Source organism: Afipia massiliensis (assembly GCF_014203115.1).
Classification (GTDB): Bacteria; Pseudomonadota; Alphaproteobacteria; order Rhizobiales; family Xanthobacteraceae; genus Afipia; species Afipia massiliensis.
This window is the reverse complement of sequence record NZ_JACHIJ010000011.1, coordinates 43,898-70,725: the sequence shown is the minus strand read 5'-3', so window position 1 is coordinate 70,725 and position 26,828 is coordinate 43,898. Positions and strand designations below refer to the sequence as shown.

General features: G+C 57.3%; 29 protein-coding genes and 3 pseudogenes. 8 read left to right on the top strand and 24 right to left on the bottom strand.

The features are described 5' to 3' along the window. Position 1: 1 nt before the first annotated feature. Both HNQ36_RS25115 and HNQ36_RS25110 read left to right on the top strand, forming a co-directional pair. Complete coding sequence (locus HNQ36_RS25115) at positions 2-796, top strand: crotonase/enoyl-CoA hydratase family protein (RefSeq protein ID WP_184090485.1); 795 nt, start codon at positions 2-4, stop codon at positions 794-796. Between the two features lie 57 nt (positions 797-853). Then, a pseudogene (locus tag HNQ36_RS25110) lies at positions 854-1,265 on the top strand (DUF1330 domain-containing protein). A gap of 240 nt (positions 1,266-1,505) precedes the next feature. Here HNQ36_RS25110 and HNQ36_RS25105 read toward each other — a convergent pair. After that, complete coding sequence (locus HNQ36_RS25105; protein WP_184090482.1) at positions 1,506-2,327, bottom strand: dienelactone hydrolase family protein; 822 nt, start codon at positions 2,325-2,327, stop codon at positions 1,506-1,508. 89 nt (positions 2,328-2,416) lie between these two features. On the opposite strand from HNQ36_RS25105, the gene HNQ36_RS25100 reads away from it, so the two are divergent. After that, positions 2,417-2,908 (top strand): winged helix-turn-helix transcriptional regulator, encoded by a 492-nt coding sequence (locus HNQ36_RS25100; RefSeq protein ID WP_184090479.1) that lies wholly within the window; start codon positions 2,417-2,419, stop codon positions 2,906-2,908. Positions 2,909-3,012: 104 nt separating this feature from the next. On the opposite strand, the gene HNQ36_RS26730 is transcribed toward HNQ36_RS25100, so the two are convergent. The 9 genes from HNQ36_RS26730 to HNQ36_RS25055 all read right to left on the bottom strand — a co-directional run bounded on the left by HNQ36_RS26730 (position 3,013) and on the right by HNQ36_RS25055 (position 12,337). Continuing rightward, positions 3,013-3,366, bottom strand: coding sequence for a GNAT family N-acetyltransferase (locus tag HNQ36_RS26730; RefSeq protein ID WP_430641414.1), 354 nt, complete (start codon positions 3,364-3,366; stop codon positions 3,013-3,015). Between the two features lie 69 nt (positions 3,367-3,435). After that, positions 3,436-4,227: a serine acetyltransferase domain-containing protein gene (locus HNQ36_RS25090; RefSeq protein WP_184090473.1), complete on the bottom strand. Its 792-nt coding sequence runs from the start codon at positions 4,225-4,227 to the stop codon at positions 3,436-3,438. A gap of 651 nt (positions 4,228-4,878) precedes the next feature. Then, positions 4,879-5,640 carry an N-acyl homoserine lactonase family protein gene (locus HNQ36_RS25085; RefSeq protein ID WP_184090470.1) on the bottom strand — a complete coding sequence of 254 codons (762 nt, stop codon included), beginning with the start codon at positions 5,638-5,640 and terminating at the stop codon, positions 4,879-4,881. A gap of 6 nt (positions 5,641-5,646) precedes the next feature. Beyond that, on the bottom strand, positions 5,647-6,420 hold the full coding sequence (locus tag HNQ36_RS25080) for an enoyl-CoA hydratase-related protein (protein ID WP_184090467.1): 774 nt from the start codon (positions 6,418-6,420) through the stop codon (positions 5,647-5,649). 47 nt (positions 6,421-6,467) lie between these two features. Then, complete coding sequence (locus HNQ36_RS25075) at positions 6,468-7,622, bottom strand: CaiB/BaiF CoA transferase family protein (protein WP_210312208.1); 1,155 nt, start codon at positions 7,620-7,622, stop codon at positions 6,468-6,470. Positions 7,623-7,653: 31 nt separating this feature from the next. After that, positions 7,654-9,153, bottom strand: coding sequence for a class I adenylate-forming enzyme family protein (locus HNQ36_RS25070; RefSeq protein WP_184090463.1), 1,500 nt, complete (start codon positions 9,151-9,153; stop codon positions 7,654-7,656). Between the two features lie 22 nt (positions 9,154-9,175). Further along, positions 9,176-9,940, bottom strand: coding sequence for a glucose 1-dehydrogenase (locus tag HNQ36_RS25065; protein ID WP_184090461.1), 765 nt, complete (start codon positions 9,938-9,940; stop codon positions 9,176-9,178). A gap of 11 nt (positions 9,941-9,951) precedes the next feature. After that, positions 9,952-11,172, bottom strand: a complete 1,221-nt coding sequence (locus HNQ36_RS25060; RefSeq protein WP_184090458.1) for an ABC transporter substrate-binding protein — start codon at positions 11,170-11,172, stop codon at positions 9,952-9,954. A gap of 25 nt (positions 11,173-11,197) precedes the next feature. Then, the gene (locus HNQ36_RS25055) at positions 11,198-12,337 is read right to left on the bottom strand and encodes an acyl-CoA dehydrogenase family protein (RefSeq protein ID WP_184090455.1); all 1,140 of its coding nucleotides are present in this window, start codon (positions 12,335-12,337) and stop codon (positions 11,198-11,200) included. Positions 12,338-12,479: 142 nt separating this feature from the next. On the opposite strand from HNQ36_RS25055, the gene HNQ36_RS25050 reads away from it, so the two are divergent. Genes HNQ36_RS25050 through HNQ36_RS25040 form a run of 3 tightly spaced genes read left to right on the top strand, consistent with a single transcriptional unit; the run spans position 12,480 to position 15,493 of the window. After that, on the top strand, positions 12,480-13,499 hold the full coding sequence (locus tag HNQ36_RS25050) for a zinc-dependent alcohol dehydrogenase family protein (RefSeq protein WP_184090452.1): 1,020 nt from the start codon (positions 12,480-12,482) through the stop codon (positions 13,497-13,499). Further along, on the top strand, positions 13,496-14,296 hold the full coding sequence (locus HNQ36_RS25045; protein WP_184090449.1) for an enoyl-CoA hydratase/isomerase family protein: 801 nt from the start codon (positions 13,496-13,498) through the stop codon (positions 14,294-14,296). Before HNQ36_RS25050 ends, HNQ36_RS25045 begins: the two co-directional genes overlap by 4 nt. A 21-nt stretch (positions 14,297-14,317) precedes the next feature. Further along, complete coding sequence (locus HNQ36_RS25040; protein ID WP_184090446.1) at positions 14,318-15,493, top strand: epoxide hydrolase family protein; 1,176 nt, start codon at positions 14,318-14,320, stop codon at positions 15,491-15,493. 9 nt (positions 15,494-15,502) lie between these two features. Here HNQ36_RS25040 and HNQ36_RS25035 read toward each other — a convergent pair whose 3' ends face one another. From HNQ36_RS25035 to HNQ36_RS25010, 7 genes and pseudogenes are all read right to left on the bottom strand, one after another. After that, positions 15,503-16,132: a TetR/AcrR family transcriptional regulator gene (locus tag HNQ36_RS25035; protein WP_184090443.1), complete on the bottom strand. Its 630-nt coding sequence runs from the start codon at positions 16,130-16,132 to the stop codon at positions 15,503-15,505. Between the two features lie 320 nt (positions 16,133-16,452). Then, positions 16,453-16,749, bottom strand: a complete 297-nt coding sequence (locus HNQ36_RS25030; RefSeq protein WP_184090440.1) for an HU family DNA-binding protein — start codon at positions 16,747-16,749, stop codon at positions 16,453-16,455. Positions 16,750-16,924: 175 nt separating this feature from the next. Beyond that, a pseudogene (locus tag HNQ36_RS26340) lies at positions 16,925-17,183 on the bottom strand (IclR family transcriptional regulator); the annotation flags it as partial. 69 nt (positions 17,184-17,252) lie between these two features. Beyond that, positions 17,253-18,467 carry a YbfB/YjiJ family MFS transporter gene (locus tag HNQ36_RS25025; protein WP_184090438.1) on the bottom strand — a complete coding sequence of 405 codons (1,215 nt, stop codon included), beginning with the start codon at positions 18,465-18,467 and terminating at the stop codon, positions 17,253-17,255. A gap of 423 nt (positions 18,468-18,890) precedes the next feature. Then, complete coding sequence (locus tag HNQ36_RS25020; protein WP_210312207.1) at positions 18,891-19,310, bottom strand: MarR family winged helix-turn-helix transcriptional regulator; 420 nt, start codon at positions 19,308-19,310, stop codon at positions 18,891-18,893. Positions 19,311-19,360: 50 nt separating this feature from the next. Continuing rightward, the gene (locus tag HNQ36_RS25015) at positions 19,361-19,942 is read right to left on the bottom strand and encodes a RidA family protein (RefSeq protein WP_246395538.1); all 582 of its coding nucleotides are present in this window, start codon (positions 19,940-19,942) and stop codon (positions 19,361-19,363) included. Positions 19,943-19,961: 19 nt separating this feature from the next. Then, positions 19,962-20,378 (bottom strand): tautomerase family protein, encoded by a 417-nt coding sequence (locus HNQ36_RS25010; protein ID WP_184090432.1) that lies wholly within the window; start codon positions 20,376-20,378, stop codon positions 19,962-19,964. Between the two features lie 835 nt (positions 20,379-21,213). Between HNQ36_RS25010 and HNQ36_RS25005 the strand changes: the two genes are divergently transcribed. Then, positions 21,214-21,411 (top strand): hypothetical protein, encoded by a 198-nt coding sequence (locus tag HNQ36_RS25005; RefSeq protein ID WP_184090429.1) that lies wholly within the window; start codon positions 21,214-21,216, stop codon positions 21,409-21,411. 248 nt (positions 21,412-21,659) lie between these two features. Here HNQ36_RS25005 and HNQ36_RS25000 read toward each other — a convergent pair whose 3' ends face one another. The 7 genes and pseudogenes from HNQ36_RS25000 to HNQ36_RS24975 all read right to left on the bottom strand — a co-directional run bounded on the left by HNQ36_RS25000 (position 21,660) and on the right by HNQ36_RS24975 (position 25,808). Then, positions 21,660-21,950, bottom strand: coding sequence for a DUF1330 domain-containing protein (locus HNQ36_RS25000; RefSeq protein ID WP_184090425.1), 291 nt, complete (start codon positions 21,948-21,950; stop codon positions 21,660-21,662). Then, positions 21,947-22,681 carry a Crp/Fnr family transcriptional regulator gene (locus tag HNQ36_RS24995; RefSeq protein ID WP_184090422.1) on the bottom strand — a complete coding sequence of 245 codons (735 nt, stop codon included), beginning with the start codon at positions 22,679-22,681 and terminating at the stop codon, positions 21,947-21,949. Before HNQ36_RS24995 ends, HNQ36_RS25000 begins: the two co-directional genes overlap by 4 nt. Then, complete coding sequence (locus tag HNQ36_RS24990; RefSeq protein ID WP_246395537.1) at positions 22,665-23,678, bottom strand: heterodisulfide reductase-related iron-sulfur binding cluster; 1,014 nt, start codon at positions 23,676-23,678, stop codon at positions 22,665-22,667. Before HNQ36_RS24990 ends, HNQ36_RS24995 begins: the two co-directional genes overlap by 17 nt. 87 nt (positions 23,679-23,765) lie before the next feature. Beyond that, positions 23,766-24,023 (bottom strand): annotated as a pseudogene (locus HNQ36_RS26725) (4Fe-4S binding protein); the annotation flags it as partial. A 2-nt stretch (positions 24,024-24,025) separates the two neighbouring features. Beyond that, positions 24,026-24,415: a RidA family protein gene (locus HNQ36_RS24985; protein WP_184090416.1), complete on the bottom strand. Its 390-nt coding sequence runs from the start codon at positions 24,413-24,415 to the stop codon at positions 24,026-24,028. A gap of 484 nt (positions 24,416-24,899) precedes the next feature. Continuing rightward, the gene (locus HNQ36_RS24980) at positions 24,900-25,193 is read right to left on the bottom strand and encodes a DUF1330 domain-containing protein (protein WP_184090414.1); all 294 of its coding nucleotides are present in this window, start codon (positions 25,191-25,193) and stop codon (positions 24,900-24,902) included. Between the two features lie 165 nt (positions 25,194-25,358). After that, on the bottom strand, positions 25,359-25,808 hold the full coding sequence (locus HNQ36_RS24975; protein ID WP_347340010.1) for a PaaI family thioesterase: 450 nt from the start codon (positions 25,806-25,808) through the stop codon (positions 25,359-25,361). 659 nt (positions 25,809-26,467) lie between these two features. On the opposite strand from HNQ36_RS24975, the gene HNQ36_RS24970 reads away from it, so the two are divergent. Beyond that, a complete protein-coding gene (locus HNQ36_RS24970) occupies positions 26,468-26,764 on the top strand; it encodes an HU family DNA-binding protein (protein ID WP_184090411.1) in 297 nt (98 codons plus the stop codon). Positions 26,765-26,828 lie beyond the last annotated feature (64 nt).

The following is a 26,828-nucleotide window of genomic DNA, read 5'->3' as shown; positions in this document are numbered from 1 at the left end:
TATGACCGCAGAACAACCTGTCTTGATGAGTGTGAAAGACAACATCGCTACTCTCACCCTCAATCGCCCCGCTAAACTGAACGCGCTCAATTATGATTTGATCGATGCCTTCCAACAGCATCTGGATGCGATCGAGCGGGACGACACTATCCGAATCGTAATTCTGACAGGCGCCGGCAAGGCCTTCAGTGCGGGTGCAGACATCGCGGGATTTTCGTCCAGCGTGGAAGCCGGGATGACCATTGCCATGCGCGAATTCGTCGGACGCGGTCAAGCATTCACCAAACGGATCGAGAATTTTCCAAGGCCGATCATCGCGGCCGTGAATGGTCTGGCCTTCGGCGGCGGGTGCGAGGTGGTCGAGGCCTGTCCGCTGGCGATTTCCAGCGACCATGCCCGCTTCGCCAAGCCTGAAATCAATCTCGGCTTTCCTCCGCCATTCGGCGGAACGCAGCGGCTTCCGCGCCATATCGGACGCAAACGTGCCCTTCAGCTCATTTTGACCGGCGACTCGATTTCCGCGGAGGAAGCGGGGCGCATCGGACTCATCAACGAGGTCGTACCCGCATCGAAGCTTATGACGCGCGCAAACGAACTCGCCGCGAGAATCATCGAAAAGCCGTCGGCTGCTGTCACGGCTAGCCTCGCAAGCGTCACCCGAGGGATCAATCTTTCCATCGACGAAGGTCTCGCCGTTGAAGCTAATCAATTCGCCCAAATGGTCCCTACACATGACATTCGTGAGGGGATCAATGCGTTCCTGGAACGTCGGCCGGCGCAGTTCAACGGGCGATAACGATTTCGCGCCTCGCATACCTCCCTGCCGACAACATACAGATTCACGGATGAAACAATGACGAGACATGTCGATTTGACCAAGGAGCGCTTTATCGCACAGCGCGACAATGACCGCCAAGGCGCGGTGCATTTGCTCAACCTGATCCGCTTGCGCGAGTGCGCCGATTATCCTGATGGCCGCATTGCCACCGGTACCGAGGCCTACCGCACCTATGGAAACCTCAGCGGGCCTATCCTGGCTCGGCTCGGTGTCAGGATGATTTGAAAACATGCTGATCGTCCCGGATGAGGAGCGTTGGGATCTGAGTTTTGTCGCAGAGTACCCGAACCTGGCCGCTTTCAACGAGATCCTCCGCGATCCGGTCTATCGCGAAGCGGCCACGCATCGGAAAGCCGCTGCCGAGGATTCCCGGCTGATTCGCCTGGCCGCGCTGCCGCAGGGCACCAAGTTCGGGCAGTTTCTTTAGAACTAAATGTGATGACCGACGCGAGCCGCGCCACCTCATTCGCCAAAGATTGGTCGCGGCGTGGAACGCCCATGATCTCGATCGCATCCTGTCTTACTACGCAGCCGGCATCGTCCTGTTATCGCCGATCGCTCAAAAACGCCTCGGGATGGTCGCGTGGAGGCCGCAGAGACGTTTGAGTTTGGGCTGGACGGTAAAGCCGTCCGGTCTATCACATGTTACCTGTAGTTTGGTCACGCTCTATGAATTCACAAGTCGCTGCTTGAAGAATGAAAGAATCTCGTCGCGCGCGGTGATAGTCGGCTGCCCCACTTCATCGATCAGATGTGCCGTCACCACACTGTGCGGCGTCGTCACATGAGTTGCAAAGAACGGCGGCAAGTCCGTATTGGCCGCGCTGTCCGGAAGAACACGCGCAACAAACCTATCGCCGAGCGCTCTGGAGAAGGCTGCGAACCGCTGCGCCTTGCAGAACTTGTCGCCCGCGAAGCGATAGGCCATGACAGTGAGATCTTCGCGTTCGAGGCGCTCACGAACAGCAGCAAGTTCGCTAGGAGCCATTGCCATTCCGGCAGGATCGTTCAGAGGCAGCGATGGCTGTGACACGACCGGCGCAAGCATTGCGGGCTCGAGCATCATCGACAGCGCGAAATTTCCCGTAAAGCACATCCCGATCGCTCCGACGCCGGGACCGCCACACTCTTCATGCGCGAATTTCGCCAGCGCTCGAAGCCACACTGTGACCGGGCTCGACTCATTGGCAGCGAACGCACGGAACTCGGCGCTGACGCAAGCTCGCTGCATAACCGCAACGCCCTCCTCCGCACTAACTAGAGCGCCGTCTCGTCCAAACAGCGAGGGCATGTAGACCGTGAACCCCGCGTCGCGCACCCAGCGACTAAAGCGCGCCACATGCGGGCTAATACCTGGCATTTCGGTCATCACGATCACAGCCGGGCCATTTCCCGACACATACACTCTTTTCGTCAAACCAGTCAGCGTGATCTCGCGGCTGGCGAAATCATCAAGCGCATCGTCCTTGTTCACGGGGCGAGTCAGCATTACTCAGGTCCTTGGTTCATGGGTCCAATTATTGGACTTATGTCTCTACCAATCTAGATCTATTTTTGCAACTCAGATAACGTGCTGTCATGACAGAAACGCCGCTGATACGCCGCTCGCCCGTCCCGCCGTCCGATTGCAATCTGTGGAAGGCATTCGAGCTGATTGGCGACCGTTGGATTCTCGTGATTCTGAGATCAGCGCTGTACGGTCTGCGACGGTTCGACGACTTCCAGAATGAACTGGATATTCCACGGAGTATATTGAGCAACCGCCTCGCCCGGTTGGTCGATAGCGGGTTGATGGAACGGCGGGAATATCGGGAGGACAGACAGCGCTCACGGATCGAATATCCGCTGACCAAGATGGGACAGTCGCTTGGACTGTCATTTACTGCGTTGACCGAGTGGAGCGATCACTGGATTGGAAACGGCTCTGGACCTCTGGCTCTCCGATCAAAGACGACCGGACAGAAACTCGCCATTGCCCTGGTTGATGAAAATGGCAAATCTGTGAGGAGGGACGACGTTGAGACCGTCATCACCCTCCCCTCGCGCGCCTCTAGACGACCCCAAAAGTAATCGCTCGCGGCCCCACATGCGCCGATCGTTTGCAATAGGATGGCCACGCAGTTCGGATAAAGCAAGTGCGTTGCCCGCCCGTGACAGTGATGCCGCAGGCTCAGCTAAATCATGACGCTGAAGCGTGTCTTGGCCTGTTTGCACGCACCTGCGCGAACGCAGAACGTGATCGCACGCTCATTCCGCATCGGCGTTTGCCATTCGAGCCGATCAGCACCGAGGTTCTGAGCCATCGCCATGGCGTACTGCAAGAGGCTGGCGCCGATACCCTCGCTTCGGACCTGCGGTTGGACGTACAGACAGTCAAGATGTGCCCATATCTGTCCGCGCCAAGGAGAATAATCGGTAGTAAGCGATGCATATCCAAACAAAGCAGGTTTCGCCGGGAGCCCACGAAGATATGAACCCAGGGGATTTCTGCGCTCGCGATGTGCAACTGCTCTGCTTATTTTTCTCATCAGTGAGCAAAGAGTCGTTTCACAGACCGAGACGCGAGACATCTGATTTCTTGACCCATGCGTTTGGAGTCAAGGCAGAAACTGATCCATAGTCAACGCAGGACGCGCGTCTGATGCGCTACTAATCAGCCGCGCAGGTACGCCAACCGCAGTATACCCCGACGGCACCGACGCAAGAACCAGTGACCCAGCTCCAATCTTAGCAAAATCGCCGATATAAACGTTGCCTAACACTATCGCCCCTGCTGATAGCAGCACGCCACGGCCGATCCGCGGTGCGCCAGCGTGGCATTCTGGCAAGCTGCTGAGCGTGACTTCTTGCAGTATCGATACGTCTTCGTCGATGACCACGCCTTCACCGATGGTGACACCGGTGCCATGGTCGATAAATAGAGCACCTCCGATAGTCACAGACGGATGAATGCTGACATGCAACGCCTGAGTGATGCGGCCGTGGAACTCGCGAGCGAGTTCGGTTTGGCCGCCTTTCCAGAGCCGATGCGAGATCCGGTGAGCCTGCAGCGCGATGTAGCCCTTGAAATGGAGCAGCACGTGAAGAGGGCCTGGACATGCGGGATCACGGTCAAGTGGCGCCCTCAGATCGAGGGTCGCGATCTCGATCAAAGAGGGATCGTCGCGATAGGCCCGTTCGGCAATTCGGCGGGTTACTGTCTTCTCGTCGCGGTTGCTACTGATCGCCGTCGCGATCAATTGTGCCAGCGCGCTGGCAAGATTGCTCTGATTAACGACCGCTTCGTGCATCCACGGGGCCAAGGCCGGTTCAGCGGCAGCGACCACGACCGCCTCACGGCGGATCGTATTCCAGAGCGAAGCGCTTTCAGCCGGTAATGCCAGGCCCATGATGGTCTCCGCGGACTGGGCGAAATTCAGCTATGAGCCGCCGACAGTTTGAACCAGTGGGACAAAGCGGTACGATGCATGTTCGAACAGGAAGTGACGTGACACTGTCTTCCAATGAGCCCATGGTCGTAGCGTCCAGTGGTCGATTGTTACCATTCTAATAGAGTGTGCCATTCTTGTGCAAGAACGCATGACCCGGATTCCTCCAGCACGACAACAGGATCGTCGGTTGGGTAAACGGCAGAATCTTCGGCAGACTGGTCGCCGATCCCGGAAAAAGACGGGTTGGGTTAATTCCGAAATTCTTGAGGCCAAACAGATCACCGAGCGGACGTTTGACACTTTGCCATTTGCGAACGGAACGGCTCAGGATAGTTCAAAACCTTGACGCGCGGCGACGCTTCGAATGCCGAGATGAAAATGCGGCGTTCAGGCTTCTCGATCATTTCTCACGCGCAGCCTTTCTTGTTTCAAGTATTCCTACGCTGTCGCGTGTAGTTGCGGGCTTACGCCCTTAAATAATCATTGCAAATATCGGAAATCGAATAAAAACGTTTCATTTCCGTGTGAATTGAATTCAGCAAATGCAGCGTCTGCTCATCAAGCTTGAGTAACACTGCGCTCCCCCGCTCAACTATCAAACTGCAGCATTCAGCCGTACGCGTCCTTTCCCTTTCGCAAGGAATCCCACTGTGCGCTATCATGGCTGCAAATGATCGTCGCGCCTCCCGCCTCGATCCGCCGGATCTCGTCGAACGATCGCAGAAACTGCTCGGCATTCTTGGTGTTCTTAGGCACGATATCCTTGTCGAGATTGGCGCGAATGCTCAGAGCATCGGACGTCAGCAGAAACTCGCCGCTGCGATCGAGCTTCACCAAAGCGCCAATGGTGCCCGGTGTATGGCCGGGCAACGGAATAAGCGTTATCTTCCCGTCACCAAACAAGTCCGTCTGCTGCTCGATCACCTTCATCGGCATCGAATGATCCCAGTCAGCCGAAAAATAGCCGCTAGCCAATGCATCCGGCGCTTTGGCTGCTTCCAATTCCCGCGCGTGTACAACGATGGTCGATTTCTTGAAGAACTCATTGCAGCCGCAATGATCGGTGTGGAGATGCGAGCAAATGACGACATCGATATCGTCCGGATCAAGACCGACAGCCTTGAGACCGGTCAGGATATTTTCGCCCGGCGCCATAATCGGTGTCATGTATTTTGCGAGTCCGCCCCAGCGTCCCTCGGGATTTTCTGCAATCGTGGGATGGCAACCGGTATCGAACAGCACGTTGCCTTGGACATGCCGCATCAGCATGCATGACACCGGAAGCTCGATCGTCTCGCTACGATCGGCATCGGGGAAATAGACGCTCTTCTTCATGCGAAGACGACCGCCCGATAGCACGTGCATTTTCATTATATCTTACCTCCCGCGGAACATTGGCGGCCGCTTCTCGACAAATGCTTGGCGACCTTCTCTATAATCTTCACTGGCCGATGCGCGATCAATGAAGGCCTCCGCGGCCTTTACGTCCAACGCGCCCGGCCCCATCGATAGGTCGGTCAAAATACGTTTCGCACCCTCTACCGATAACGGCGCGAGCTCGGCAATGTCGACAGCAAAAGCCCTCGCGTCAGCCATCGGATCGCTCGACACCCGATCGACGAGTCCCATGCTTGCTGCATCAACCGCACCGAGAGGCTCCGCCGAATACAGAGCGCGTTTGGCGTTGGTCAAACCGACCAGACCCAGCAAGCGCTGCGTGCTACGTACCCCGTAAACAATTGAAAGTTTTGCCGCAGGGATACCGGTCGATGTGTCATTGTGCGCGTAGCGAAAATCACAGGCCATCGCCAGATGGCAACCGCCGCCAAGGCAGTATCCCTCAAGAACCGCAATCACCGGCTTTGGTGCATTTGCGATGGCATCTGACGACGCATCCACCGCGACCTCGTAAGCCTTGCTTTCCGCAACGTTGGATCGGACCTTTGCAAACTCCGACACGTCAGCACCAACGCTGAAGTTTCCGCCCGCGCCGGTCAGGATGATCGCGCGCACGTTGGAATCCTGTCCCAGTTGCGCAAAAATCTCTGCGATGCCTTGCCACATGGCCAGAGTCATGGCGTTGCGCACCCCCGGCCGGTTGAGTGTCACCACCGCGACTCTCTCCTGTATATCAACGTCGATGTCGGCCAATGTCTTCCTCCTGCGGGCGGAAAAGCTTTCTCTTTTGGCAAACGACGCTAGTTTGCCTGGAACACGACGCTGGAGCTGCACAATTTTTCGATCGCCTCGGAAGCTATTCCCCAGTCCGCCAAAACTTCGCGGCTGTGCTGTCCCAATGATGCAGGCGGCATCGAGGATGCTGAGGGGGTCACGCTAAAGCGCGGATTTGGCGCCGGCTGATTCACACCATTGAGATCAACATAAGTTTTTCGCGCCTTCAAATGCGGGTGGCTGCTTGCTTCGTCAATGGTTAGAACTGGTGCAAAGCAAGTATCTGTGCCTTCCAGTACGGCGCACCATTCATCGCGTGAGCGGGTCAGGAAGCAGGCCTTGAATCGGTCTCGCTGATACTCCCATCGCGAACGATCCGTATGAGGACGCATGTTCGCGTCATCCCCAAGATTCAGCTTCGTGAGAAGAAGCTCATAGAACTTCTCTTCCATGGCGCCGATCGAAACGAACCGCCCATCCGACGTTTCGTAGGCTGCATAATACGGTGCACCTCCGTCAACGATATTGTCGCCGCGCTGTGACGACCAGATGCCGCCGCGTTGAAAGCCGACAACCATCGTCAGCAACGCCGCGGCGCCATCCACCATCGCGGCGTCCACAACCTGCCCTTGCCCGGTCCGCTGCGCATGAAGCAGCGCACTGACGATTCCGAACGCGGCATATACGGCTCCGCCGCCGAAGTCGCCGACGAGATTCAGCGGCGGCACAGGGAGCCCGCCGCGCGATCCAATCGCGTGCAATACGCCCGATAGCGCGATGTAGTTGATGTCGTGGCCCGCCATTTGCGCATAAGGGCCATTCTGGCCCCAGCCGGTCAGCCGTCCAAACACCAGCTTTGGATTCCGCGAAAGGCAGACATCGGGCCCGAGACCCATGCGCTCGACAACGCCCGGCCGGAAACTTTCGATTACAGCGTCAGCCTGGTCGATCATGCGCAACACGGTGTCGCGCCCGGCTTCGCTCTTCAGGTCGACCGCAAGCGAACGCCGCCCTCGCAACAGCAAATCGAACTTCGCGTCAATCGGAACACCCAACCCGGATGCCGTCAGCCGGTCAACACGAACGACGTCAGCACCCATGTCGGCGAGCATCATCGCGCAGTGCGGTCCAGCGCCGATACCGGCGAGTTCAACGATTCTTAGTCCAGCAAGCGGGCCCATGATAATCCTGAGATTGGCGTTTGTTCAGCCGCTAGCGTCCGATCGACCACTCGCGCAGTTCGCGGCGGAGAACCTTTCCGGTGGGACCCTTCGGCAATTCATCGATAAACTCGATCTCGCTCGGAACCTTATAGTCGGCGAGCTTCGTCTTGCAGTGTTCGACCAGATCGGCCACCTCGGTGGCCGTTGTCCTTCTCACCACGTAGGCCTTGACCGTTTCGCCGAACACGTCATCTGGTTTTCCGATCACGGCGCATTCGGCTACACCTTCGTGGGTGTAGAGCGCTTCCTCGACATCGACCGGGTAGACATTGGCGCCACCACGAATGATGAGATCTTTCTTGCGGCCGACGATATAGAGAAAACCATCCTTGTCGGTCATTCCCAGATCGCCGCTTCGCACCCAACCGTCAATCAGGGCTTCGGCCGTCGCAGCCGGGTTCTTATAGTACCCGGACATGGTCAGCGGCCCGGTGAGCATGACCTCCCCGATTGTCCCGACGGAACATTCCTTCAGATCGTCATCGACAATTTTAAAGGCGCAGCCAGGCAAAGCCCGACCGCAGGAGTCCGGTTGCCCCGCCGTTTCCCGCTTGGGATCGAACGTCGTAACCGGTGTACACTCCGTCATTCCCCACAGATCGAAGATGTTGAAACCGAGGCTGGCCTTACCACGCTTCACCAGCGCGTCGGGTAGGCTTGCGCCGCCCGAAAAAGCCGCACGGACGGATGACAGATCGCACTCCTTCCCTGTATCAGCGTAATTTATCAGCATGACGTACATGGTCGGCACGCCCATCATGATCGTCACTCGATGCTTGCGAACCGCATCGGCAACGAGCTGCGGGTGAAAGCGATCCTGCAGGACAACACTTGCGCCGCCGGCGATGGATGCGAGAGCGTTGATAACCAGAGGGTAGATGAACGCCAGCGAGCCCATCACGATCGACCGATCAGACGATGTGATGGCAATATGCTTCGCCACCATCTGCGCCGCGAATATCTCGGCGCCGTGGCTAAGCAGGACGCCTTTCGGAACTCCGGTCGTCCCGGACGTATAGAAGATCAGGGCGGGGTCATCGTCCCTCACGGCAGCGACAAAAGCGTCGGGCGCCGCGCTGGAGACCACCGCGTGCCAGTCATTGGCGCCGCCGCCTCCCCGCACGATGGTCTCGAACCTCACCCTGGCTTCTGCGAAGTGACCGACGAGTTCCACATCCAGAATGGCAAGCTTGGGTTCACAATGGTTAGCGATGTTGCACATCTCCGGCGGGCGCAAGCCGGGATTGGTCGGCACGCAGACCGCACCCGAGCCAAGAACGGCAAGAACGCTGACAAGCCATTCCATACAATTGCCCATCGCCAGAACGACATAATCGCCTGTGCCGATGCCTCTCGAACGCAGCGCTCCCGTCAGCCGCTGAACCTGATCCGCCACCTCATCAAAGCTCACATCCTTGTCATCGACAACAAGAATGGGCTTGCTCGCGAATGAAGAACAGCTGTTCCAGAAAATCTGTGCGATGTTCATCGATATACTTCCTGCAGCACGCTCAACCGTGCATCGTCAAACCGCCGGACACACTGATGACCTGTCCGGTGATGAATGATGCGTCATCGCTGGCCAGAAACGCAACGATCCCTGGAATATCCTCAGGCTGCCCCAGCCGCTTCAGCGGAATGGCGCGCTTCATCGCATCGTGCACTTTCTGACCACCTGGTCCCTGGTTCATAAAGTCCTGCAACATTGCGGTATCCGTCGGGCCAGGACAAACCGCGTTGAGAAGAATATTGCGCCGTGCCAGTTCTCGCGCCAGCGTCTTGGTGAGTGCGATGACGCCGCCCTTGCAAGCGGAATAGACCGCCTGACCTGACGAACCGACACGGCCCGCATCGGACGCGATTGTCACTACTCGTCCTCCATCGCGCTGTGCCATTCCAGCGAGTACGGCGTGGAACATGTTGATCGGCCCGTTCAGGTTAATCGAAACCACCTTCTGACGCAGCACTTCATCAGTATCGAGGAAGTTGGAGAACTTGTCCCACCCGGCATTGTTGATCAGAATATCGATCGGCCCGATGGCTTTCTCCACACCGGCGACAGCACGGCACACCGCGTCGTAGTCGCTGATGTCCACGGCGACGTGGCAGACTTGATCGATCTTTCCAAATTCAGCAGCGAGCGATTCGAGACGTTTGGCGTCGATGTCGAGCATCGCAACGCTGCAGCCCTCTTCGACGAGACGCTTGCATATCTGACGTCCCATCCCGCCCGCTGCGCCGGTCACCAGCGCAACCTTTCCCTTCAAGCCCTTCATATTCAACTCGCTTACTTGGCCGAACTTGTGACGAGCGGACAATTGCCTTCGCTTTCGGGACGATAGGCATCCTTGCCGGCCAGTTTGCTGAGAACCTTATAATTATCAAACGGCCCCTTGGATTCCTGCGGAGTTTTCACCTGTACGAGATACATATCGTGCAGCACGCGCCCGTCTTTCCGGATCGTGATGTCCTTGTTGTAGAAGTCATTTACAGGGAGTTCGCGCATCTTCAGGGAAACGGCCTTCGCTTCGTCGGTTCCTGCTGCCCTTACCGCCTTCAGGTACTGCAGAACGCCGGAATACAGACCGACCTGAAGCATGTTGGGAGGACGCTTACCGCCCGTGCGCGCGAGAAAGCGTTTGGTCCACGCCCGCGTTTCATCGTTGAGGTCCCAATAGAACGAAGTCGTGAGAACAAGGCCCTGTGCGGTCTGAAGACCAAGCGCTTCGACGTCATTGATATAGATGAGCAAACCGCCGAGACGCTGCCCGCTGCGTTGAATCCCGAACTCCGCAGCCTGCTTGATGACCGTAATAGTGTCGCCGCCGGCGGTGGCAAGACCAATGATCTTCGCCTTCGACGCCTGCGCCTGAAGCAAGAAGGAGGAGTAATCGGTCGTTCCAAGCGGCGCACGCACCGCGCCGAGCACTTTTCCGCCACCCTGTTCGACGAACCTGGACGTGTCACGCTCGAGCGCATGACCGAATGCGTAATCGGCGGTTATGAAGAACCAGGTATCGCCACCCTGCTTGAGGGTCTCGATACCAGTGCTCTTGGCGAGCGCATAGGTGTCGTAGCTGAACTGGGTTGTCGTTGGCGAGCAAGACTTGCCTGTAAGATCCGACGTTGCCGCGCTGGCCGCGATCATTACGCGGCTTTTGTCGCGAGTGATTTCGTTGACCGCAAGCGCGACGCCGGACCCCGTAACGTCGACAATGGCATCGACCTGTTCGGTATCGATCCATTTGCGTGCGATACCACCCGCAATGTCGGTCTTGTTCTGGTGATTGGCAACCACGATTTCAATGCGCTTGCCAAGAACTGTTGGACCGAAATCCTCGATCGCCATCTTGGCTGCTTCCACCGCCTTCATTCCGGTGATGTCCTCGTAAACACCGGATTGATCGTTCATGACGCCGATTTTCACGACATCATCCGAGACTTGTGCCTGCGCTGAACCTGAGACAAGCAGCGTTAATCCGACGAGCCAGAATTGCGAGACTTTCATTGTTTCCTCCGTTGAACGCCGATACCTATTTATTCTTCTGCAGTTCACGCACGATAAGCATCTTCTGCACTTCACTCGTGCCATCGTAGATTTTGAAGACCCGCATATCGCGGTAGAATTTTTCCACGGGATAATCATTGAGAAATCCGTACCCGCCATGAATCTGCACGGCTGCCGAGGTCACGCTCTCCACCATCTCGGACGCGAACAGTTTGGCCATCGAAGCTTCCTTGATACAGTGAAGCCCGAGATCCTTGAGAGATGCCGCGTGCAGATACATCTGCCTGGCGACCTCGATTTTTGTTGCCATCTCGGCAAGCTGAAAGCCGACGGCTTGGTGGTCAACGATCTTCTTGCCAAACGTCTTGCGTTCTTGCGCGTATTGCAGTGCTGCGTCGAACGCTGCCTGCGCAACGCCGACGGATTGAGCCGCGACACCCACCCGCCCGCTATCCAGCGCCGATAACGCAATTTTCAATCCTTCACCGGGACGGCCGAGCATGTCGGCCTCCGGGATTTCGAAGTTCTCAAGCACAATCTGGCAGGTGTCGCACGTGCGGTGCCCGAGCTTCGTTTCCCGGCGCGCTACGATGTAACCATCGCGACGCGTCCGGGTCATGAAACACGAAATCCCCGCCTTTCCCGCAGAAGCATCAGTGACGGCAATCACCATTGCAATGTCTGCGGTTTCGCCCGCAGTGATGAAATTCTTCGTGCCGTTGAGGATGTAGTTGCCGCCCTTCCTCTCGGCGCGCGTCAATATGCTGGCGGCATCTGAACCCGCTTGCGGTTCACTCAGCAGGAACGCGCCCACGCACTCGCCGCTGGCGAGCGGACGCAGGAAACGCTCCTTCTGATCGTCATTGCCGAACGCCAACAAGCCCGCTGCGACGGGCGAATTGGTCGCCGCCATCATGTTGGCGACACCCGCATCGCCGTAGGCGATCGCCTCCATGGCGCTCACATACGAAACGAAATCCGCTCCGGCGCCGCCCCATTGTTCCGGAACGCAAACGCCCATCAGGCCGAGGTTGCCCATCTTAACTAGCGTTTCCAAAGGAACGGATTCATCGCGATCCCACTGCGCAGCAAACGGAGTGATCTCGTTGCGCGCAAAGTCGCGCGCCATGTCGCGGATGCCCGCCTGTTGTTCGTTCAAAAGCATTGTTTCCTCGTCGGAGGTCCCATCGAACAACCGGCGGCTTTTCAAGTCAATAGGAAAATGCAATAATGATTCACTATTCTACTTTGTAGCAACGCGACAATGGCGGTGTCGCGGCGCAGAAACCATTGCAGGACAGGCAAAAATGAAGGTTATGGAAATTCGTGACGCTTGGGGACTAGAGAACCTGCGAACCGGTGCTCGGCCAGATCCCATCCCCGGCGAGTTCGACGTAATCGTCGAAATGCAGGCCGCATCGATCAACTACCGCGATGTGGTGATGGTTCGCGGTGGGTACGGGCGGAAGGGTGGACAGCTTCCGATGATTCCCGTTTCCGATGGCGCAGGAAAAGTGGTTGCCACGGGAAAAAGCGTCACCCGGGTGAAGATTGGCGACATGGTTTGCCCGAATTTCGCGCAGAACTGGTTCGCTGGCCCGTTTCACGAGAACGTCTGGGCGGGAATGCTGGGCGGATATCATGAAGGCGTACTGCAACAGTTCATGCTGCTACCTGAACTGGGAGTGGTGAAGGCCGCTCCCCATTTGAGTGCCGCCGCCGCAGCGTCCCTACCATGCGCCGCCCTAACCGCCTGGAGCGCGATCGCAGATGGAGGCGTAAAGCCGGGCGATACTGTGCTCACCCAGGGTACCGGCGGTGTATCGCTGTTCGCGCTGCAGTTTGCAAAATTGTTTGGAGCGCGAGTGATCGTGACATCATCGAGCGATGACAAGCTCAAGCGCGCCTCGGCCATCGGCGCGGATGAAACTATCAACTACAGGACGTTTCCCGACTGGCAAAAACGGGCGCGCGAGATCGCCGGACCGACGGGCATCGACCATGTGGTTGAGCTCGCCGGGGACCTCGACCAGTCGGTAAAGGCCGTCAAAGCAGGTGGAACGCTCAGCGTTATTGGTGTCCTTGCGGGCCCCTCCCCGACGCTTGCGCTTGGTCAGGTCGTAACGCGGGCAATACGTCTGCTGGGTGTCACGGCCGGTTCGCTCCGCTCATTTGAAGACATGATGCGCGCGATTGAGGTTCATCGAATCGAACCAACGTTTTCTATAGCCGGGAAACAGATGGAAGAAGCCCCGCGCGTGATCGCCGCCATTGCCGAGGGCTCGCATTTCGGAAAAATCTGCATGGAATTCGGGAGATTGTCATGACCGGCCTTGACCCCGCGATTGCATGGGAGCGACGAGGCAAAACCGTGTGGATCCGCTTGAACAAGCCGAAATCGCTGAATGCTTTGACTATCCAAATGATCAACACGTTCGAGCAGATCCTAGCCGAATTGGAGCAGGATAGGATGCTCTGCGCCGTGGTCGTAGCAGGAACCGAGCGGGCATTCTCGGCCGGTGCCGATCTAAAGGAACTGCAATTGCGTTCGGATGGGGCCGGATACGAAAGCGGACCCAACTCCTTTGTCGATCGCCTCAACACGTTCCTTTGCCGGCTGGAAGAATTTCCCCTGCCCGTCATCGCTGCGGTTAGCGGTTGGGCGATGGCCGGCGGGCTTGAAATCGTGCTCGCTTGCGATCTGGTAATCGCAGGCGAGAGTGCACGTTTTGGCGACGCGCATGCAAACTACGGATTGCTGCCCGGCGGCGGGAGCTCCGTGCGATTGCCGCGCAAGGTCGGTCCGATGCGCGCCCGAGAAATGATGTTCACGGGCGATTCATACGCCGCTGCAGACATGAAGCTCGCTGGCCTTGTTACCGCTGTCGTCAACGACAGCGCAGTAGAGACGGAGGCCGGAAAGCTCGCCGACCGGCTTGCGCTTCGCAGCCCGGCGGGATTGCGTCGCATGAAGTCGCTTCTCTTGCAAACACCCGAACAGCCCAAGGCCGCTGGCCTCCGCATGGAGCAGTTGGAATGGGCGCTCCACGCTCTGTCCAACGACTTGCGCGAAGGCATCTCCGCCTTTCGCGAAAAGCGCACTCCTCAGTTCACCGGTACCTGATCCTACAGAAGCGAGCCTGTCATGAGCACACCAGCAACCAAAGCATCTTCCGCAATCAGACCGTTCTCAATCGCAGTACCTGACGCCGATCTCGAAGATCTCCGAACCCGCCTGAAGAGGACCCGTTACCCACGCACGTCGGCGGACGCCGGCTGGCGCTATGGTACCGATAAGCCGTTCGTGGAGCGGCTAGTGTCGCATTGGCTTGAAAAATACGATTGGCGAGCCACCGAACAGCGCCTCAATCAGTTTCCCCAATACATGGTCAACATCGACGGCTACGACATCCACTTCATTCATGTTCGCGGCAGCGGGACCAATCCGCTCCCACTGATCCTCACTCACGGCTGGCCCGGCTCGTTCGTTGAATTCGACAACGTCATCGAACAGCTTGCTCATCCGGAGAAATTCGGCGGTAACATCGACGATGCGTTCGACGTCATCGTTCCCAGTATTCCTGGCTACGGCTGGTCGTCACCACCCTCGCGTCCCATCACGACACGCGACATCGCGCCACTTTGGGACAAGCTGATGAGTAAGGTACTCGGATATCCGAACTACGTCGCGCAAGGCGGCGACTGGGGAAGCCTGATTGCATCATGGTTGGGCGTCGACTTTGCCCATCACCTGAAGGCGCTTCATATCAATATCATGGGACTGCGACCTTACACCGGGGATGGCAGCGCGCCTTTCATCACCGATGAGGTCGAATGGCTCGCAAAGGCGCGCGACCGCTTGCGGCGCGAGAGCGGCTATCAGGCCATTCAAGGCACGAAACCGCAAACCCTTGCGTTCGGCCTGGCCGATTCACCAGTTGGACTTGCCGCATGGATCATCGAAAAATTTCATGGATGGAGCGAGAGCCCGAATGACATTCCGCCGTTCACACTTGATCAGCTCATCACAAACGTCATGATCTATTGGGTCACTCAATCCATTCACACATCGACTTGGCTTTATACGGCAGCACGGCTCGAAGGCGGCATGGGACTGGGACGGAATGAGAAAGTCACTGTACCCACAGGGTTTATGGCATGCCCACATGACCTATTTCCACCACCGCCAGACGCATGGGTGAAACGGACTTATAATCTCGCTCACCGCTCTGACCTAGCGTCGGGAGGGCATTTTATCGCCTATGAACGGGGAGACGACCTCGTCGGAGACATGCAGAAGTTCTTTAGAAACTACCGATAGTAGAGACGGTTAATCGAAAAGCGCGCGTTGAATGAACTTGCTGTAAGTCGCAAGAACCTCCGGCGGAGGTTCTTGAACGACTCCGTTCGATTTTGCGTATTGCTGCGCGAGGTAGACACGCGATGCCATGACGATATAGGCGACTGTTTCCAGCTCATCACTTCTGAACGCCCGCAACTCGCCGCGCTTCTGGCTACGCTGGAAGCTGCGCACCAAACCGGAGGTCATCAGATCGAAGTAGACAGCGTGGGCCTTCGGCGCCATTACCTCTGATTCATTCAGCAGGCGATGGTACCACGGGTACTCATCGAGAAATTCGAAGTAGGCGCGAAGGCGTTGTTCTTCTCGCGCCGAGCCAACCACATCGCGATCAACCCTCTCCTGCACGAAGGACATCAATGTATGCCCCATGGCGGGCAGCAATTGATCGAAGAACTCCTGACGCGATTTAAAATGCCGGTAGAATGTTCCCAGCGCGACCTTCGCACGAGCCGTAATGCGTGCAATCGAAGCTCCTTCATAACCATAACGCCCGACCGTTCGCGCGCCTGCCTGAATTAGCTTATTGCGCGTTTCCTCGGAACGTTCCTCTCGCGTACGACGCGCCTGGACCTTTTTAGCCACGGTCTTCCGCTTCATGCTGACAGGCGCTTCCTCTGCAAAAACAAACAAGATTATCAGGCCATGCGTAAAGCGCTATAGTCCGCAATATGACAGCTATTTCAAGGGTTTTTAGCGGTATGATGCTGTAGAGGCACGGTCCAATCTGAATATCTTGCTAAAGCCTACCCATCCCGAGGCCGATTTAACCTGAATCCATAACGCGTCATTATGCGAGGAACCGGCGAAAAACGACTGATGAATTTTCGCCTTCTGCTTATCAATTAGCCAACTGACTCCATTTCTCATCTTTCTTATCAGTCAGCTAACTGACTCCATTTCGTAATTTCCTTATCAGGCTAGACCGCATCCTTCGCCACCTTCAGCGGCGACGCTTTAACCGACTTGCTAGCAGGCTTGGCCGCGAACTCCATTGGCTCCTTTGTGAAAGGATTTATGCCACTGCGGGCTTCCGTAGCAGGCTTGTTCACAACCGACATCTTGACAAATCCGGGGATAACGAACTCGCCAGATTCATTCAGTTCCTTGTAGCCCACTGTTGCCATTTGCTCGATCACGGACTTTACATCACCCTTAGAAATCTGGGTGGCCTCGGCAATAGCATCGATCAACTGGTTCTTTGTCATCTTGGCCATGAATGTTCCTCTGAATTGAGGGTGCCGTCTACTCGGATTGAATCAGGATGTCCAGAACGCGAGCAAACCGATGCATACGCCGCACAAACAAACTGGCCCTCGAAGTGTCAATCTAGCTGATAAGCTTTCTCTTCCTCCATTCGGTTGGCGACTGGATGTATTCTCGACCTAAAATTTATTTCTCGCCTTGGATTGTCGAAATGGTGCTTCCTAGCGCAATAGTTAGTTCAGATGCGACACCCGCACGATCCTGCCGATGACCGGCAACCGATCATCCGTGACGCGGGACGTCATCCTGGGTACCGAAATCGCCGCGTCATCGATCGCGCAGCCGAGTTGCCGGGTTGTCTGCAGAGACTTAAATAATTCGCCTGGCCGAACGAGGGACTTCTTGTGAGCCGCGGCATACCCTGACGATGAATGATCGCGTTCACACCTGCGGGTTCCCAACCGCGCGACCTGCCGGTGTCGCTCTATCTCGGAATTCTTGCCCGGACATCCTTTCATGTTGCGCCACGATCCCGCTGCAATGCGTCGAGCATCGCGGCGATGAACAGAAGCAGCACAGAAGCCCATAGTCCGCCCGAGAGATTCTGCATCACATCGTTGACCAAGCCGATAGCGACCGGCCCGAGCATCTGGCCGATCCCGAAGACGACGGTGAGAGTTCCGATGCTAGATGCCCATTCAGCTTGCGGAAGGTTGCGCCGCACGAAGGCAGTCGTCGCAGCCACCACCGCGAAAAATGCGCTGCCGAATAACGCTGCCGATGCGAGCAACATAGGCATCGTATTTGACATAAGCGGCAGCATGACGCCGAAGGCGGCGATGCCGGTCAGGACAGCACAGGCGTGCCCGTGCAGGAGCCGCTTGAGGATCGCGGTCCACAGCCACGGTGAGGCCATCGTCGCAAGTCCGATGACCGCCCAAAATAGAGCCTGGAAACTGACTCCGCCGCCGCTGCCCTGCACCCAAGCGATCATGAAGGTCATGTAGGCGATATAACCCGCCCCGAAGAACAGGTAGCCGCAAAGCAGCCAGCGCATGTTTCCGTAGCGCGGACTCGTTTGCGCAGATGGTGGAGCCGTCGCGCTTTCGGCCCGCGCCAGATGGAGGCCGAAAGCGAGAGGCAAGGAGAGAATGGCGAGCGCTGCCCATGCCATGCCCCACGATCCCGACCCGAAGCGTTCCAGGGTGAAGGGAACGGCGACGCCCGATAGCAGGATGCCAAGGCCGGGTCCGGCATAGAACAGGCCGAGCAGGAAGGCGGCACGCTCCGGGTTGCGCTGCGCAACACCAGCAGCAAGCACGCCGCCCGACACGAAGGCAAAGCCGCCGCCAAGTCCAGCCAGCACTCTGGCGGCATTAAGCGGAACGGTGTGCCGGAACAAGGCGCAGAGCACAAGCGACGCGACGCAAACCCACGCGCCGGCGACCATGACGCGATATCCGCCCACAGCCGCGATTGCCCGTGCGGCGACCAAGGCTCCAAGCAGATAGCCGGCGGCATTGGTTGTGTTCATCCAACCCGCATCCGCATAGGACCAGTGAAGATCGGCGCGCATGTCGGGAAGGACCAACGCATAGGCGAAACGTGCGATGCCGAGGCCGATTGCAGGCGCAAGCGCCAGCGCAGCAACGACCGCGACATCACGGTGGGAATACTCCGGCTCAGGATTGGTCGATCTGTCGACGCGGCCCCATGGGGGCTTTGGCAACAGGTTCCAGAAGGGGCGAAGGGCGCAAGCAAATATGCAGCGCATCGCTCCATTTCGACTCTGTTGCACACATCGACGATGATGGTCGATTAGATCGGGCATGATAATCGGCTGCGCCACTGTCTTTGACAACACCTAGTCCTCCCTAGTGTGTGGGCAGCCCTCCGCTCCGGATACGGCATCTCACCCAACCACCACCGCATCCCGCCAGGTATTCGCGACGCCGTTACGGAGTTCGGTTTTCCGCCGCTGCCTCCGATCGAACAGCGGATGCTGACGAGAGCCGAGCTATCTTCCGCTGCGTCGGACCTGCGCGACATCCTTCATCAGGTGGTCCAAAAAACGTGACGGCGAGAACATCGCCGAACCGCAGAAGCGCTCCAGATCGATGGGCGAAGATTGCTTTGCCGGAGATTGATTGCCTTATTGAGCCTCTGCTGCGTGCTTGACCTTCGTCATGGCTACAAAGACCGACTTCAATTCTTCTCCAAGCACCGAACGCATTTTTGTCTGCGCTTTTACCCACAACGGGGTCGCTTTCGCGAGCGTTGTCCGGCCCAAGGCGGTAAGGACAATCGTTCTGCTCCGCGCATCTTCGGCCTCTTCAAAGGCCACAAGATTCATTCGCTCCAGGACTCGCAGGTTGCGGCCGAGCGTGCTCCTGTCCACACCCACGATAACGGCAAGCTCCGTAATCGAAGCCTGCTCCGCGGAGGATAGCCGCCGCAGAACCCTGAACATCGTAATCTTTAGGCCGGACGGCTCCAGATATGAATCGTAGATTTCCGTGATGTCAAAGGCGGCCTGCCGCAAGCCTGTGCAGATGCATGTATCCATATCCATGATGCGGGTATACACCCGCATTATGGATTCGTCAATTTATCGCCCAACCGTCAGGCGCGTATCAGGACTTCCGCTTCAATCTCGACCGGAGCGTTGAACGGGAGTCCAGCCAGGCCAACAGCGGAGCGCGCATGCGTGCCACGGTCCGGTCCCCACACGTCGAGAATGAGATCAGAGAAACCATTGACGACCGCCGGCTGCTTGGCGAATCCGTCGATGGCATTCACCATGCCAAAAACACGAAGCCAACGATCTACCCGATCCAGCGTGCCGAGTTCGCGCTTCAGATCGGCCAAAATGGAAAGACCCACCCGCCGCGCATAATCGTACGCCTCTTTTTCCGACACCTCTTTCCCGACCTTGCCATAGGGACCGCCCTCCGCAGTGCCAATGACGCCCGCAGGATCCGATGCCACATGCCCCGAGATGTAGGCGCGGTCACCCTGCACAATGACCCATCTGATTGGAATTCTTGCAACATCGGCAGGAACGAACGTCGGTTTCGGAAGCACGATATTCCGTTCCTGCAGCTTGGCGTCGATGACACCGCCGCCTTGCGCTGCAGCCTCTCCAACCTTCACGATAATCGCAGGGGCTGCGACGGCAATCGCTGAAAACATACGTCTCGACATAAATCTCATTACAATCTCCTCAAGCTGCTCGCTGCGCCACGCCCCGGCCGAAGGAGACGTTTGTACGGTTAACTTCTTGAATCATCAGGAAAACATCATCCGAATTCATTCCGGTCGCCGCGACAATCTTTTTGCTGATCGCAGCAATCAAAGACTTCTTAATCTCGTCGCTCCGCCCCTCGATAAAAATGATCTCGATCATGACAAGATCGCGAGAGTAATTCATGTCGAGGTATGCCGCCGTGTGGACGAAATCCTCCTCGTCATACTGATTGACGAGTTGAAACTTGTCGGCATCAGGCACGCTCATTGTCTCAACCAGCGCAGACTGGACCGCACTCAAAATCTTGCGCCTGAGTTCGGCGGGTCTTCCGCGACGAATGTTCAGTTTTACCAAAGGCATTAAACCATCCCCTCCTGCGACATAGCGAGTCACTCAAACGTCGGTACATACCCACATCTCAATTGAGGTATATACCCTTAAATGAAAGTTTGCAACTGCGCCCACGCCGGCGCTACGGCAGACCGCCTCCTGCAAGGGTGCTTGCGACCAGCCGCGCAGCTCCAATCAGGACTGCTTTCCTGAGTCAGGCGCAATTTTGTTCAACTGGGAAGAGTAATACGCGCCGGGGCGGCGGCCAGTTTTTCCTCCGGTGCAACGAGGCTGGTGACGAGATGCGGCACGCCGAGCGTTAATCCGGTTGTCCGCCTAACGCAAAAAGCAGGCATTCGCACATGAAGTAACTGATAAGCTTTCCGACGATTCTTTATCAGTTAGCGACCGACTCCATTTTCGCTATTTTCTTGTCAGTTAGCTGACTGACCCCATCTCAGCTTTCTTCTTGTCAGTTCGCGAATGTCGGCTTTGCGCCAGACGCGGACATACATAGTTATGAAATGACCGACTTGGCTTGCTTATCGTCTCCCGCCGCAACGCTTCAGAACACGGATGAAATAGCATAGCGCGGGCTGCCAGCGGCCGGTGAGCATTCGCCTTTTGCGACCATCCGAATCTACTACAGCCGCGCGTAAGCCTCCTGCGGCATCCGCCCCGTGGCTCCCGCGAACGGCGAGGTAATCGTCACGTTGTCAGACGCACGGGCCTACACCCTGCCCAAAGCCAAGCAACAAGACCCCGCACGTTCTGGCCGGCGTCGCCGAAAACATGCTTGCGGCGGATGGTCAGGTGCCGGACCTTGTGGCGCAAGCGGCCGTCGCTCATATTGTGCACGGCCCGCCGAGATCCTCGGGCGTGAAAAGCCGGATCGACCATGGATAAAGCAAAAACCACGACCGTTAAGGAATCCAGCGCGTTTCGAGAGAACGCCGAGAATTGCCTGCAACTCGCGGAGGCTGCGAACGATGAGATCAAAGCGAAACGATACCGCCGAATGGCGGAGGCGTGGCGTGCCCTCGCCGACGAACAGGACTGGCTCGATGGCGAAGCGCCTCTCGAGCGGCCAACCTGACGACTGGACGCCCGTGCCGGATCAAAAGCTGGGCTCCACATTGGCATGACGGACAGCCAGAACAAAAAAGCCGCGCCACCAGAACGCGGCGCGGATCAATTAATCCGGTGATCGGAACTAGGCATCTACGATGGTAGGAAATGACGAGTTGGACCGGCGCATGCTGGTAGAGCCAAGTCAATTCGCAGCCTGAAAGACTTTCTGTGTGACAGAATCGACGAGTTGACGGACTGGATCGACTGTTTGCGTTATCCTAAACCCCGCAACATAAGCACCACTCCGTCTGCACCGGCCTTACGATCCACCGCGATCGCCTGGTACTCGGGTGAACCCAGGAAATTTTGCGCAGCGTCTGCGTCGGGAAACTCCATCATCACGACCTTGTCGCGCGGCCATTCACCTTCCAGTACCAACGGATTTTCTTCAGCGACCAGGACCTTGCCGACGAAGTTCTTGAATACGCCCGAGAAGCGCGACTGGTAGCGATCGTAGAGGTCGCGTTGCTTGAATTTCAGTTGGGCAATAACGTAGACACTCATGAAGTTCCTCGTTCGGTGTTGCGCTCGGCGGCGATGAATCCGTCGAGCCGTCTGACATTCTCAATTACGATGCGGCCACGACCTTTCGATATTAGCCCATGCCGCTCAAATTCCGACAGCGCGATCGCGACCCAACTCCGGCTCACGCCGACCATTTTGGCAAGTTCCTGCTGCGTGACACCGCAAATTTCGAGTCGCTCCACGCCGGCCACCTTCTCCGGTCGCGCTAGCGATTTCAGAGCCGAGCCGAGCCGCACGGAGGCCGAATCCAACGCCATCGGTCCGCTTCGCTCGATGCTTTCGATAGACAGGATCGCCAGCAATCGCGTTACGTTCCAGTGGAAGGCCGGAATCGACGACAAGCAGAAGAGTAAATCTTGCCGTGTCATTACCGAAATAGCCGCTGGGTCCAAGGCGGCCGCAGAGAGAACACGCGGCTGTGCAGCCACCACTGACGCCAATCCCAAAATTGTGCCAGGCAGACAGATGCCAAAAACGAACTCCTCGCCGTTCTCGAGCGTCTGGAATAACCGTACACGCCCCTCGTTGATCAGAAGCAACGTGTCGCTCGGCTCGCCTTGATCGAACAGGATCTCACGCGGGTCGAAAGAAAGTCCCTTCATGCGATCGAGGATCACCTGCCGCTGCGCCGCATCGAGACCGTCGATGGCGATGCTCCATTTCGGCGAAATCCTCTGCGCCGAGATTGCGGTTTCAGCCGGCAACGCCATGGACGTGTCTCGCTCCTGCTGTCCCCGGCGCACCGGGCGCCTCGAAGCAGTCGAGATGTCCCTTGAATTCGAGCGCGGCGAAGAGTGTGGGGCCATGTCGTTTCAGCCAGTCCTGGTCGATGTCGAGCCCGTTGGCCAGAAGGTAAGGCCGGGCGTCGTCGACGATCATCTGCCAATCCCCGAGCAAACTGAACTGCTTTAATCGGTCCGGATGAGGAATTCCGCCAAGCGCTTCCACCAGGAGATCGGTGAAATTCAGCACACGAAAGTGGCCTTGCGTCTCAGCACCCACAAAGACCCCATGGCAACCGTGATAGAGCGTGACAAGGATGTCCGCTTTCGTTGCATGTGCGCGTTCGATCAGCTCGGCATGCTCGCGTGCGGCGAGCTCCGGCGCCTTGCTGCAGCCCGAGCCTCCGCAGGTATAGCCGGACTCGAACACCGTCTCAACAATCTCAAGGCCGGGAATGGCGCGCAGCAGCGTGTCGACGTCGTGACAGATGTCGGCGCGCCCGACATGGGCATGCACGATGACGCGCCTGGGGAATGGCGATACGAACTTTGCCCGCAATTCATCGATTCGGCTCGCTAGGTATTTCGTCAGGTGATCGAAGTCGTATGAACGTGGACGATGGCCTTCTAGCGTCTCACCGAGATGCAGCTGGCAGGTCGGACACCAGTTCAGTACTTTTTCTGGGCGAAAGCCCTCGAAACGGTCGATTGTGTTCGCCGTCACGCGCGCGCCGGTATCGATCTTGCCTTCCCACTTGGTCGCGATGACGCCGCAGCAGGACGAAGGGCCACCGACCACCTCGTAATCAACATCGAGCGCGTCAAGTACGGCCATGGAGTTGAACAGCAGATGCGGTGTACGCAGCGCGTTGCATCCAAGATAAAACACGACTGGCACGCTACGGGTTGCCGGTGGCGTGAACAGGCGTCGAAACTCTTCGGGAACGATCTGCATTGCCAGCATGATCTTGATGGCGCGCGACATCTGGCGGAACAATTCCGGCGTCTTCGACCCCTGTGACGACGCCTTTGCCCCTGCCAACGCCAGCATTTTTCGCGGGTTGATGCCTTCCGGGCACTCCGGAATGCACAGCCCGCAACCGTTGCAACTCGAAGCCCAAGCTTCGGAAGCCGCGCCAAGTGCATCCCCCCGCGCGAGAAAGTCGATGATGCCGCCAGCGACGAAGCTTGCAGGCTGGCCCGCCGCCGCGCCAAATGGAACGACAGGACAGACCTCAACGCATTTGCCGCATTTGGTACAGGCGGCAGCGATCGCTTGCGCCTCGCTGTCGAGGAATTTGTGCAGTGATGTGGTCGGTGAAAGATCCATCCTCAATCCAGGCAAACGATTGCTTCGATTTCAACGAGCATGCGCGGATCGACCAGTTTCGAGACCTCCACCAGCGTCGCGGCCGGCCGGCCCTTGAAGTAGGCCAGGCGAATATCAGAGGTATCGACGTTGAAGCGGTGAATGTCGGTGGTGAAGATCGTGAACTTCACTACCTTTTCGAAGCTTGCTCCGGCCGCGGTCAGAATGTCGGCGAGATTTGCAAAGATTTGTGTGACCTGCGCACGCATATCGCCGGCGCCGACGACGTCGCCGTTGGCATTACGCGCCGTGATCCCCGCGGTCTGCAACGTGCGTCCGGTCCAAACCACCCCCAGCGAGAAGGGAACTGTGGTTTCGAAATGCTTGCCGAGTTGCAGCGCTTGCCGTGCCATGCCGTCTCCATAGGGTCCTGATAGGAAGACATGATTAGCATGCATCGGCGCGGGCCACTGTTAACAAGTTGACATTGACGAATGGGAGGAAGGTCCGACTGACCTGCAGTGAATGCATCAGGCGCGCGAGACGGAAAAGTCGAGGCCGCCGAATTGCGTCATCCACGCGTGAGTGGCCGGTCGTGCTTGCAAAAGAATGAATTTTTGTATCTGTCCTCGTCTCGCTAACGTCGCAAGCGTCGGCGACCCGCACTGATCACTCTCGTGTCGGTCACGCAAGGCTGAAGGGCGGGTAGACGAAGCACAATCTTTCGTCTGAGTAACTCACGCCCTGCGGCTCACCTCCCAAGGCACTCTTCACCCGTAAGCGACCAAGATCTCGCAGCATAGGTTCGGTTCGCGCAGACATCTGCACGCCGTCAGCATCCGCGGCAAATGATTTGATCCCGAGAAAGCTGAAACAATTTCACGCAGACGCAGGGAGTTAGTCAGCGATACCATCGATGATGATCATGTCCGCATCGGCAATCAGTTGACGAATGGCCAACGCCTTCCGGTACTCCAGGCTCCGATAGCAGGCCACCGCCGTGGACCGATCCCGAAATTCGACCACGACGTTGCGCTCGCGCGACTCCCCTTCCATGGCTTCGAACGATCCGCCGCGCACGATGAAGCGACCTCCATATTTCATGAAAGCTGTATTCGCCGCCGCCAGGTAAGCCGGGTAACGCTGCTCGTCACGGATCGAGACGCGGCCGATCCAGTAGGCCTTGGGCATAGGCATTCTCCATTGATGATTGGCCGCCGACGCCTTGAGAGAAGCAGGTGCGCTGGCAGCGATTGCGCCAGCTGCTCTATCGCAGCACCATATGGTGGGGTGTAAAACAGTCTCAACATTGTCGCCTCGATGATTCTCCTCAGGAAAGGCCCGGATGGGAAGCCTTCAGCTAAGACTTTCACTCGGGTCAGGCGCGCGCATCATACTCTGTTGCAAAGCGGCACAAAGCGCGCGTTGCCCGTCTCGTTCGGCGAAGATATCCACCCGGGTCACGCAGACTGATCGCCCCGCCCGCAACACCATACCCTCAGCCGAGAGGCGGTCGCCGGCGGCCGGTCGGAGAAAGTTGATCTTAAATTCGAGTGTCAGAACTTCGCTACCCACCGGCAACAATGTCAGCGCCGCATAACCGCCGGCCGTGTCTGCGATGGCGCCGATAATTCCCCCATGGAAAAAGCCCTGCTGCTGCCCTACCTCCTCGGAAAATGGTACTGCGATCGTGCAGCGCCCCGGCGTAAGGCCTGTCAGTTCAGCGCCAATCATCCGCAACAGCCCCTGGCGAGCGAAACTGGCGATCACTTCCGACTCTTTGTCCTTTGCCAGTATCGACGTCACGACCGATCCCTACTAAGGCCGCGAACAAAGGACGCAGCCGATTGCGTCGAGGAATACGAATTCCCGCTGCCAGGCCCCCGACCACATATTCGGACGACTATCCTCATGTCGCTTTTGTCCCTCGCCACTGATGGATGGGCGCCTTGGAGCGACGCTGACATACGTTAACAAATACCGCATGCCTACGATAAGTTGATTCTATTGAACCGACACTTTACGATTTCGAATTGGAGTCAAATGGTCTCTAGATGCCGGCCGCGCATCGATGAAACTCGGACCCGTCGATCCCTTGGAGCCTCACCTCTTGGCGGTGAGCAAGCTGAAAATCGTCCAGCCTCATCTCGTAGCACTCCGCATCTCGCAAGGCTGAACCCCACGGCTGTGCACTCTTCATATAGATTTGCGCAACTGGAACCAGCCAACGTGTATCGTCAAGCGTGCCAGCGCGAATATTCATTATGTCAGACCGTCCTGCGCGCTCGCGTAGATGCGTGCCGCGCAGTCACCGCAAAACCACGTCGTTAGACGAAACAGAGGGCTGCATGTATGGGTCGTGCTCAGCGCCGATGCATTTGTTTAGGCAATCGGCTTTTACGAACTCAAGTTCTGGACAGGCCGAACCAATGCAGTAGACGGCATGATCAATCGTAGGAGCAATCATGGCCAAGATGACCAAGAACCAATTGATCGATACTATTGCTGAAGCTACTCAGATCTCTAGAGGCGACGTGAAGTCCGTGATCGAAGAGATGGCGACGGTGGGTTACAGGGAGTTGAACGAATCGGGAGAGTTCGTTGTCCCCGGTTTCGTGAAAATGTCCGTTGTGAACAAGCCAGCCACCGAGGCTCGCTCAGGCATCAATCCTTTTACGAAAGAGCCGATGGAATTCGCTGCCAAGCCCGCCAGCAAGTCAGTGAAGGCCTCACGGCTGAAGATAGCGAAAGACGCAGTTTAAGATCGGTGACGATTCTCGGTAATCGCCGAAGATGCTCACCCTTTAGAGACGCCGACATCCATCA

Bases quoted from the DNA above. Each gene is read 5' to 3' on its own strand.
- HNQ36_RS24980 (WP_184090414.1), bottom strand. From the start codon at position 25,193: ATGCCCAAGGCCTACTGGATCGGCCGCGTCTCGATCCGTGACGAGCAG.
- HNQ36_RS25085 (WP_184090470.1), bottom strand. From the start codon at position 5,640: ATGAAAATGCACGTGCTATCGGGCGGTCGTCTTCGCATGAAGAAGAGC.
- HNQ36_RS25055 (WP_184090455.1), bottom strand. From the start codon at position 12,337: ATGCTTTTGAACGAACAACAGGCGGGCATCCGCGACATGGCGCGCGAC.
- HNQ36_RS24985 (WP_184090416.1), bottom strand. From the start codon at position 24,415: ATGGCACGGCAAGCGCTGCAACTCGGCAAGCATTTCGAAACCACAGTT.
- HNQ36_RS25060 (WP_184090458.1), bottom strand. From the start codon at position 11,172: ATGAAAGTCTCGCAATTCTGGCTCGTCGGATTAACGCTGCTTGTCTCA.
- HNQ36_RS25065 (WP_184090461.1), bottom strand. From the start codon at position 9,940: ATGAAGGGCTTGAAGGGAAAGGTTGCGCTGGTGACCGGCGCAGCGGGC.
- HNQ36_RS25090 (WP_184090473.1), bottom strand. From the start codon at position 4,227: ATGGGCCTGGCATTACCGGCTGAAAGCGCTTCGCTCTGGAATACGATC.
- HNQ36_RS24970 (WP_184090411.1), top strand. From the start codon at position 26,468: ATGGCCAAGATGACCAAGAACCAATTGATCGATACTATTGCTGAAGCT.
- HNQ36_RS25000 (WP_184090425.1), bottom strand. From the start codon at position 21,950: ATGAGTGTCTACGTTATTGCCCAACTGAAATTCAAGCAACGCGACCTC.
- HNQ36_RS26730 (WP_430641414.1), bottom strand. From the start codon at position 3,366: ATGAGAAAAATAAGCAGAGCAGTTGCACATCGCGAGCGCAGAAATCCC.
- HNQ36_RS25040 (WP_184090446.1), top strand. From the start codon at position 14,318: ATGAGCACACCAGCAACCAAAGCATCTTCCGCAATCAGACCGTTCTCA.
- HNQ36_RS25045 (WP_184090449.1), top strand. From the start codon at position 13,496: ATGACCGGCCTTGACCCCGCGATTGCATGGGAGCGACGAGGCAAAACC.
- HNQ36_RS25100 (WP_184090479.1), top strand. From the start codon at position 2,417: ATGACAGAAACGCCGCTGATACGCCGCTCGCCCGTCCCGCCGTCCGAT.
- HNQ36_RS25070 (WP_184090463.1), bottom strand. From the start codon at position 9,153: ATGAACATCGCACAGATTTTCTGGAACAGCTGTTCTTCATTCGCGAGC.
- HNQ36_RS25015 (WP_246395538.1), bottom strand. From the start codon at position 19,942: ATGTCGAGACGTATGTTTTCAGCGATTGCCGTCGCAGCCCCTGCGATT.
- HNQ36_RS25005 (WP_184090429.1), top strand. From the start codon at position 21,214: ATGGATAAAGCAAAAACCACGACCGTTAAGGAATCCAGCGCGTTTCGA.
- HNQ36_RS24990 (WP_246395537.1), bottom strand. From the start codon at position 23,678: ATGTCGCGCGCCATCAAGATCATGCTGGCAATGCAGATCGTTCCCGAA.
- HNQ36_RS25115 (WP_184090485.1), top strand. From the start codon at position 2: ATGACCGCAGAACAACCTGTCTTGATGAGTGTGAAAGACAACATCGCT.
- HNQ36_RS25050 (WP_184090452.1), top strand. From the start codon at position 12,480: ATGAAGGTTATGGAAATTCGTGACGCTTGGGGACTAGAGAACCTGCGA.
- HNQ36_RS25030 (WP_184090440.1), bottom strand. From the start codon at position 16,749: ATGGCCAAGATGACAAAGAACCAGTTGATCGATGCTATTGCCGAGGCC.
- HNQ36_RS25105 (WP_184090482.1), bottom strand. From the start codon at position 2,327: ATGCTGACTCGCCCCGTGAACAAGGACGATGCGCTTGATGATTTCGCC.
- HNQ36_RS24995 (WP_184090422.1), bottom strand. From the start codon at position 22,681: ATGGCGTTGCCGGCTGAAACCGCAATCTCGGCGCAGAGGATTTCGCCG.
- HNQ36_RS25035 (WP_184090443.1), bottom strand. From the start codon at position 16,132: ATGAAGCGGAAGACCGTGGCTAAAAAGGTCCAGGCGCGTCGTACGCGA.
- HNQ36_RS25020 (WP_210312207.1), bottom strand. From the start codon at position 19,310: ATGGATATGGATACATGCATCTGCACAGGCTTGCGGCAGGCCGCCTTT.
- HNQ36_RS25075 (WP_210312208.1), bottom strand. From the start codon at position 7,622: ATGGGCCCGCTTGCTGGACTAAGAATCGTTGAACTCGCCGGTATCGGC.